7 protein-coding genes are annotated in these 7,762 nt (G+C 72.8%); 3 read left to right on the top strand and 4 right to left on the bottom strand.

Translation table 11 applies throughout. The annotated features are described in order from the left end of the window. Window positions 1-45 precede the first annotated feature (45 nt). Complete coding sequence (locus AB0M11_RS40755; RefSeq protein ID WP_365713932.1) at window positions 46-783, bottom strand: hypothetical protein; 738 nt, start codon at window positions 781-783, stop codon at window positions 46-48. Between the two features lie 142 nt (window positions 784-925). Beyond that, window positions 926-3,004, bottom strand: coding sequence for a SpoIIE family protein phosphatase (locus AB0M11_RS40750; RefSeq protein WP_365713930.1), 2,079 nt, complete (start codon window positions 3,002-3,004; stop codon window positions 926-928). Window positions 3,005-3,397: 393 nt separating this feature from the next. Here AB0M11_RS40750 and AB0M11_RS40745 point away from each other — a divergent pair, with 393 nt between their 5' ends. From AB0M11_RS40745 to AB0M11_RS40735, 3 genes are all read left to right on the top strand, one after another. Continuing rightward, window positions 3,398-3,766, top strand: a complete 369-nt coding sequence (locus tag AB0M11_RS40745; protein WP_365713928.1) for a hypothetical protein — start codon at window positions 3,398-3,400, stop codon at window positions 3,764-3,766. A gap of 105 nt (window positions 3,767-3,871) precedes the next feature. Then, entirely contained in the window at window positions 3,872-5,887 is a 2,016-nt protein-coding gene (locus tag AB0M11_RS40740; protein WP_365713926.1) for an NADPH-dependent 2,4-dienoyl-CoA reductase, read from the top strand. Between the two features lie 22 nt (window positions 5,888-5,909). Then, window positions 5,910-6,455, top strand: a complete 546-nt coding sequence (locus AB0M11_RS40735; RefSeq protein ID WP_365713924.1) for a PadR family transcriptional regulator — start codon at window positions 5,910-5,912, stop codon at window positions 6,453-6,455. Here the strand turns inward: AB0M11_RS40735 and AB0M11_RS40730 are convergent. Both AB0M11_RS40730 and AB0M11_RS40725 read right to left on the bottom strand, forming a co-directional pair. Further along, window positions 6,452-7,006, bottom strand: a complete 555-nt coding sequence (locus tag AB0M11_RS40730; protein WP_365713922.1) for a hypothetical protein — start codon at window positions 7,004-7,006, stop codon at window positions 6,452-6,454. The genes AB0M11_RS40735 and AB0M11_RS40730 overlap by 4 nt on opposite strands. A 169-nt stretch (window positions 7,007-7,175) precedes the next feature. Then, the coding region (locus AB0M11_RS40725; protein ID WP_365713920.1) for a fibronectin type III domain-containing protein at window positions 7,176-7,762 on the bottom strand (587 nt) is incomplete at its 5' end.

The following is a 7,762-nucleotide window of genomic DNA, read 5'->3' as shown; positions in this document are numbered from 1 at the left end:
CCGTGTTCTTCGAGATCCCCAGGTGACGGGCGCCGGCCCGGGGGTTCAGGTGGTGGCGCCGTCGCCCGAAGGGCTGGGGGACGGGCGCTGCCAGGGGCCGCCGCGGTCGTGCACGCCGCCTCGGCCCATGCCGCCTCGCATCCCGGTGAAGTCGCCGGAGAACGCGCCGGACGCGGTCAGCTTCCCGCCGGCGCCGCGGGTGCCGACGAGGAAGGCCTTTGTGTCCTTCTTGAGCGCGTCGGAGCCGCCGCGGACCTTGACGTCCGAGCCCACGGTCCAGGTCCAGGACGTGCCGTCGTCGCTCTTCACCGTGACCTGGTCACCGGCCACCTTCTGCACCGTGCCCCGCTGCCAGACCCGAACCACGTAGCGGCCGGTGGCGGGGTCCTTGACGGTCGCCTCGCCGTGCACGCCCATGCCGCCTGTCATCCCGAACCACCCGTGACCGGGCCCGCGCCCGTCCGGTGCGGAGGGCCGTGCCGACGGCGCGCCGGAGGACGCGGGCGAAGCGGCGGAGCCGCTGCCCGCGGAGCCGGCCGCGAACGCCACCGTGCCGCCCAGGGCGAGCGCCCCGGCGACGAGGGCCACGGTCACCGCGCGTACCCGGAACGACTGACGGCGCCACAGGTCGCGCAGCGGCACGCCCGGCTCGCGCCCGGCGCCCGGTCCCGACAGCACCTCCCACTCCGGGGCGGCCTGCGGGGGACGGTCGGGCATCGGGGGGACGGACGGTCCGGTGCCGTCGACGGCACGGCGGTTCTCGGACTCCGGTTCGTGCGTCACGGCTCGCTCCCATCGGCGAACGGCACACGGCACCGCGCGCTGCATGCCTCTATGAGAATGGTGCGAGCCTGCCGATAAGAACCCCGTCATCATTCCCTGTGAATTCCATGAATCCGGACCGGCGCAGCGGCGACCGTCTCCGCTACGGCAGTTCCCGTGCCCGCGCGATGAGCAGGGCCACGTCGTCGTGGTTGTCGGGGTGGTGCAGCTCCCGCAGCAGCAGGTCGCAGGCCTCCTCCAGCGGACGGGCGGGATCGTCGAGCAGGGCCAGCAGCTCGTCCAGCCGTTCGTCCAGCGCATGGGTGCGCGTCTCGACCAGACCGTCGGTGTAGAACACCAGCTCGTCGCCGGGCTCGAAGTCGACGGTCGTGGTGGCGAAGGGGATCCCGCCGACGCCCAGCGGAACCCCGGTCGGCAGGTCGAGGAGCTCCGGCGGCCGGCCGGGGCGGACCCGGGCCGGCGGCAGGTGGCCGGCGTTGGCGATCCGGCACCGGCGCAGATGCGGGTCGTACACGGCGTACACGCACGTCGCGATGGAGTGGTCGAGGCCCGACGTGGTCTTGTCCAGGTGTTCGAGCAGCACCGCCGGATCGAGGCCGAGCGAGGTCAGGGTGGTCGTCGCGGTGCGCAGTCGGCCCATCGTCGCGGCCGCGTTGATGCCGCTGCCCATCACGTCGCCCACCACGAGGGCCGTGCCGCCCCCGTCCAGCGGGATGACGTCGAACCAGTCGCCGCCCACCTCGACGGTGGCGCCGGCCGGCTGGTAACGGGAGGCGACCTCCAGGCCGGGAGTGACCCGGGGGTGCGTGGGCAGCAGGCTGCGCTGGAGGGTCAGGGCGGTGGTGCGGGCGTTCTGGTACCAGCGGGCGTTGTCGATCTGCACCGCCGCCCGCGCCGCCAGTTCCCGGGCCAGCAGCAGATCGTCGTCGTCGAAGGAGGCCGGATTGCGGGTGCGTCTGAGGTCGAGGGCGCCCAGCACCTCGCCTCGCGCGATCAGCGGCACGGCGAGATAGGAGTGCACCCCGGACCGGCCCAGCTCCGCCGCGGCCTCGCGGGAGGGCGAGATCCGTGCCAGGTCCTCGTCCTTGACCCGCGGGACGAAGACGGCCTCCCCGGTCCGTACGCACTGGGTGATCAGCCGGTCCGGCGCGTACCAGGCGACGGTGCCGGGCGCGTCGGCGGCCTGGACCTCGTCCGTCTCCCGCGCCGCGTGCACCGCGAGGGACCGGAGCATGGCCGGTTCACCCGGGCCGAGCGTGCTGCGCCGGCCCTCCACCACCGCGTCCAGCAGGTCCACGGCCGCCACGTCGGCGAGCTCCGGCACGGCGACGTCGGCGAGCTCCCGGGCGGTGCGCTCCAGGTCCAGGGTGGTGCCGATGCGGGTGGAGGCGTCGGCGATCACGGCCAGCCGGCGGCGCGCGTTCTCCGCCTCGATCCCGGCCCGGTACGGCTCGGTGATGTCCACCACCGACGTGGCCACGCCCAGGACGTTGTCGAGGGCGTCCTCCAGCCGGTAGATCGAGACCGACCAGATGTGCTCCTCGTCCGGGTCGGCCGGGGTCCGGCCCACCGCCGGCTCGTCGATGACCGGCTCGCCGGTCCGCAGCACCCGCAGGTACGCGGATTCCAGCGCGTCGGCGTCCAGGCTGGGCAGCACCTCGCGGATCGTCCGCCCCACGTGCTCCTCGGCCGGGACCCCGTTCATCCGCGCGAGAGCCGGGTTGACCGACACGAACCGCAGCTGCATGTCGAGGACGGCCAGCCCGATCGGCGACTGCTTCACGATCCGCTCGGACAGCGCCACGTCCTGCTCCAGCCGGCGCACCGTCGACTGGTCGGCGGCCAGACCCAGTGCGAACACGTCCCCGTTGTCGTCCATGAGGCGCATGTTGCGGAACTCGACCACCTGGGCGGTTCCGTCCTTGTGGCGGATCGGGAAACCGCCGGCCCAGCTCCGCCCGGTGCTCATCACGTCCGCGAACAGCTTGCCGACCAGCTCGATGTGGCGCTCGTCCACCATCAGCCGGGCCGCGTACTGGCCCAGCGCCTCCTGCGCCGAGTAGCCGAACAGCTCCTCGGCCTGCGGGCTCCACAGGACGATGCGCCCCTTGGCGTCCAGCACCACCGAGGCCACGCTCAGGACGTCCAGCAGCCCGCCCGGCCGCACGGGTCCGCGCACGGACTCCTGGCCCCCCGGCACCGCAGCCTCGGCTGCACTCATCGCACGCACCGCCTTCGAACTTTCGTACGGCACGTCGTCCCCCGTGCCGACTCCCCTTGTTCTATCGCGCTCACACCCGTCGCGCCGAAGCCGCCGCCGACTTTATCCACCATCTCTCAACACGGCGGCATCCGTAGGTCGTGTCCGCCCGGCCGGCACGGCCGGCGTCGACTGCGACCGGCGCACCGGCACCCTGCGCGTCGTCGTGATGTCGCCCGGCCGCTGCGTCCTCACCGGCAGCAGAACCTACGGGTTCACCCGGAGCTGAGCCCGCCTCCGCCTGCCCGCGGCGGGTGGTGCGGGGCCCGGAGATCGGTGCTTTTCTGTTGTGCATGGCGCGGTTCGCGGGGGAACCCGTGCTACCGCGCCATTGCCATGAGAGGAGCGATCACGATGGTCCGTGAGCGACCGCACGAGGAACCCGTCTCGCTGGAGATCAGCGGATGCAGCAAGGAGGACGCCCGGATCGTGTTCGACGCGCTGTGCCAGTGCTTCGAGTCCGACCGGGACATGGCGGACGTCCCGCAACAGCTCCACGAGACCCGCCCGATGGTGTGGCTCGGCACGTTCGAGGTCACCGACACCCACGAGTGCGCCACGCCGCCCCGGCTCTCCGCCCCGGTCGAGGCCGACGCGCAGGGCGGGTACTGGGCGATCGGCAGGCTCCACTCGACCCTCGAATCCCTGTTCACCGTGCGCGACCTGTCGTCCGCCTCGGGGGACCAGGAGCGGGAACTGCACGTCCTGCTCGAAAGCCGGTGAGCGGTGATCTGAGACACGTCTCCCCGGGGCTCTTGTGCAACTAGTTGCATAATCCGTGCGCGGTCCTCTACAACTACGAGGACGACACCGCGCACGGAGGCCCCGATGAGCCGTTATCCCCACCTGCTGGAACCCCTCGACCTGGGTTTCACCACGCTGCCCAACCGCGTGCTCATGGGCTCCATGCACGTGGGCCTGGAAGAGGCCGAGCGCGGCTTCGAGCGGATGGCGGAGTTCTACGCCGCCAGGGCCCGCGGAGGCGTCGGCCTCATCGTCACCGGCGGTATCGCGCCCAACGAGGAGGGCCGGCCGTACGAGGGCGGTGCCAAGCTCACCACCGAGGAGGAGGCCGGGCAGCACCGCGTCGTCACCGAGGCCGTGCACCGCGAGGGCGGCCGGATCGCCCTGCAGATCCTGCACTTCGGCCGCTACGCCTACCACCGCGACCTGGTCGCCCCCAGCCCCCTCCAGGCCCCCATCAGCCCCTTCCCGCCCCGCGAGCTGACCGGCGCCGACGTCGAACGCACCATCGACGACTACGCCCGCACCGCCCGCCTCGCCCGGCAGGCCGGCTACGACGGCGTCGAGATCATGGGCTCCGAGGGCTACCTCATCAACGAGTTCATCGCCGCCCCCACCAACCGGCGCACCGATGGGTGGGGCGGCTCGTACGAGAACCGGATGCGGTTCCCGGTCGAGATCGTCCGCCGGGTCCGCGAGGCCGTCGGCGACGACTTCATCGTCGTCTACCGGCTGTCCATGCTGGACCTGGTCCCGGGCGGCTCCTCCCTCGACGAGGTGATCACCCTGGCCAAGGCCGTCGAGGCCGCCGGGGCCACCATCATCAACACCGGCATCGGCTGGCACGAGGCCCGCATCCCCACCATCGCCACCTCGGTGCCGCGCGGCGCCTACACCTGGGTCACCAAGAAGCTCATGGGCGCCGTTTCCGTGCCGCTGGTGACCACCAACCGCATCAACACCCCGGAACTCGCCGAGCAACTGCTCGCCGAGGGCTGCGCGGACATGGTCTCCATGGCCCGCCCGATGCTCGCCGACCCCGACTTCGTCGCCAAGGCCGCCGCCGGCACGCCCGAGGCCATCAACACCTGCATCGGCTGCAACCAGGCCTGCCTCGACCACACCTTCAGCGGGCGGATCACCTCCTGCCTGGTCAACCCGCGCGCCTGCCACGAGACCGAGCTGGTCCTCGCCCCGACCCGGCTGAGGAAGCGGGTCGCGGTGGTCGGCGCCGGACCGGCCGGCCTCGCCTGCGCGGTCTCCGCCGCCGAACGCGGTCACCAGGTCACCCTGTTCGACGCCGCGAGCGAGATCGGCGGCCAGCTCAACGTGGCCCGCAAAGTCCCCGGCAAGCAGGAGTTCGACGAGACCCTGCGCTACTTCCGCCACCAGCTCGACGCTCACGGCGTGGACGTGCGCCTGAACACCACCGCCGGCCCCGAGGACGTCACCGGTTACGACGAGGTCGTGGTCGCCACCGGCGTCACCCCGCGCACCCCCGACATCCCCGGCATCGACCACCCCCGCGTCCTCGGCTACCTCGACGTGCTGCGCGACGACGCCCCCGTCGGCGACCGGGTCGCGATCCTCGGCGCCGGCGGCATCGGCTTCGACGTCGCCGAATACCTCACCGACGCCGGCGACAAGGCGAGCGACGACCCGGCGACGTACTTCAGGCACTGGGGCGTCGACACGGAGTACCGGGCCCCCGGCGGTCTGGCCGCCCCCGAACGCCCCGCGCCCCCGCGCACCGTCCACCTGCTCCAGCGCAAGACCGGCAAGGTCGGCGCCGGACTCGGCAAGACCACCGGCTGGATCCACCGCACCGAACTCAAGCACCGGGGCGTCACCATGGTCCCGGGCGTCCGGTACGACCTGATCGACGACGCCGGACTGCACATCACCGTCGACGGGGAGCGCATGCTCCTGGAGGTCGACACCGTGGTGCTGTGCACCGGCCAGGAACCGCGCCGCGGCCTGTACGAGGAGCTGCTCGCCGCCGGCCGCAGCGCACACCTCATCGGCGGCGCCGACGTCGCCGCCGAGCTGGACGCCAAGCGGGCCATTCAGCAGGGCACCGAGCTGGCCGCCGCCCTGTAGGGCCCTTCCCTAGGATGAGCCCATGTCACTCCCGCACGCGATCCTCACCGCCCTGCTCGAAAGGCCGTCGTCGGGGCTTGAGCTGACCCGCAGGTTCGACAGGTCGATCGGCTACTTCTGGTCGGCCACGCACCAGCAGATCTATCGCGAGCTCGGAAAACTGGAAGCCGAGGGCTACATCCGCACCCTGCCGGCCGAGCAGCCCGCCCGCGGGCAGAAGAAGAGCTACGAGGTCCTGCCCGCGGGCCGCGCCGAACTGGCCCGCTGGACCGCCGCCGCCCAGGACCCCAGGCCGCATCGGGACGTGCTCCTGCTGCGGCTGCGTGCGGCGGCGGTCGTCGGCACCGCCGGACTCGAAGCCGACCTGCGCCGCCATCTGGAGCTGCACCAGCGGCAGCTGGCCGAGTACGAGGAGATCCAGCGCCGCGACTTCCCGCCGGACAAGGACGCCCCCGGGGACCGGCTGCGGCACCTCGTGCTCCGGGCGGGCATCGACCTGGAGACCTTCTGGACCCGGTGGCTGGGCCATGCCCTGGAGGAGGTCGGCGACCTTGCCGACCCGTCCTAGAGCCGGTACGGCTTCGAACGCTTGCGCAGGTACCACCCGGTCGCGATGACCCCCGAGCCGACCAGCGCCGCGCCGATGCCCAGGGTGAGCGGGCCGTAGTCGCGGGCGGCGCCGCCCAGTCCGCCCATCACGCCCCGGGAGGGCGCGGCCGACTTGGTGGTGGTGGAGGATGAGGTGGTCGGGGGCGCCGCAGTGGTGCCGGAGACGATCACCGACTGGGTGCCCGCGGTACCGCCGTTCGAGCAGACGACGACCACCGTGTACGTGCCTGGCGACACCCCCGACCAGGCGGCGGACTGGCTCACGGTGGTGCCCGCGAGCGCCACCTGCCGTCCCTGGGCGAAGGCCGTCTGGCCGCTGTTGAGCAGGGAGGCGTTGCCCCAGCTGCCGTTGTTCTGGGTGCAGGCGCTCGTGACCACCGAGACCGTGGTGCCGATGGTGCTCACCGAGATGCCCGTGAGCGCGGCGGACGGACCGGCCAGCCAGGCCGGGAACGCGGCGGCGGCCGCCAGGGTCAGGCCGCAGCGGAGGAGAGGTCGTGTAGTGCGCATCGTCTGCCCTCCGGCGGCACGGTCGGCGGAACGTCCCGTGCGCCGCCGAGGGTGGGGAAACGCCCGTGCTGCCTCGGGTTCAGCGAACGTGGCCCCGGCGGGTCCCGCACCCGGAGGGCGACCGGCCAGGTGACGTCTTCCTCCGTCCGGCCCAGGTCCGGACGGAGGGTCAGGTCCCCGTCGTCACGGTCCGCTCCGCCGACCAGCCGCCCCAGGTGCCGTCCGGAAGCCGCGCCCTCAGCCGCACCCGGTGCACCACGCCATGGTCCCGGGCCACATAGAAGCTGTAGGTGGCGCGGCCCTTCGGCGGGGTGCCTCCCCATACCAGGGAGGTGGCCGTACCGCCGTCGAGCCGGATCTGGTACTCCGTGACCACAGCGTCCAGCCGCGGCGGGTCCCAGGCCAGGTCGAGGTACCAGGCCCCGCTCTCCTCGTGGGTCCGCGCCGTGAACGCGGTCGGCGCGGTGTCCCGGCCGTGGCCGGTGCCCGGCGTGGTCAGGCGCACGGCCGTACTCGCGGGCGAGACGTTGTCGGCCGCGTCCCGGGCCCGGACGGTGAAGACATAGCGGGTGCCCGGCCGCAGCCCGGTGACCACGGCCGCGGTCTGCTCCCCGCCCACACTGTGGATCTTCGTTCCGCCCTGCCAGATGTCGTACGACGCCACGCCCCGGTCGTCCTTCGAGGCGCCCCAGGACAGCTGCACGGCACGGCTGCCCACGGCCCGCCCGGCCGGCCGGGCGGGCCGGCTCGGCGCCG

Origin of the sequence: Streptomyces sp. NPDC051987 (assembly GCF_040680735.1) — a bacterium.
Taxonomy (GTDB): Bacteria; Actinomycetota; Actinomycetes; order Streptomycetales; family Streptomycetaceae; genus Streptomyces.
Note: the sequence above shows the minus strand (reverse complement) of the source record. Positions and strands in the feature narration are given on the sequence as shown.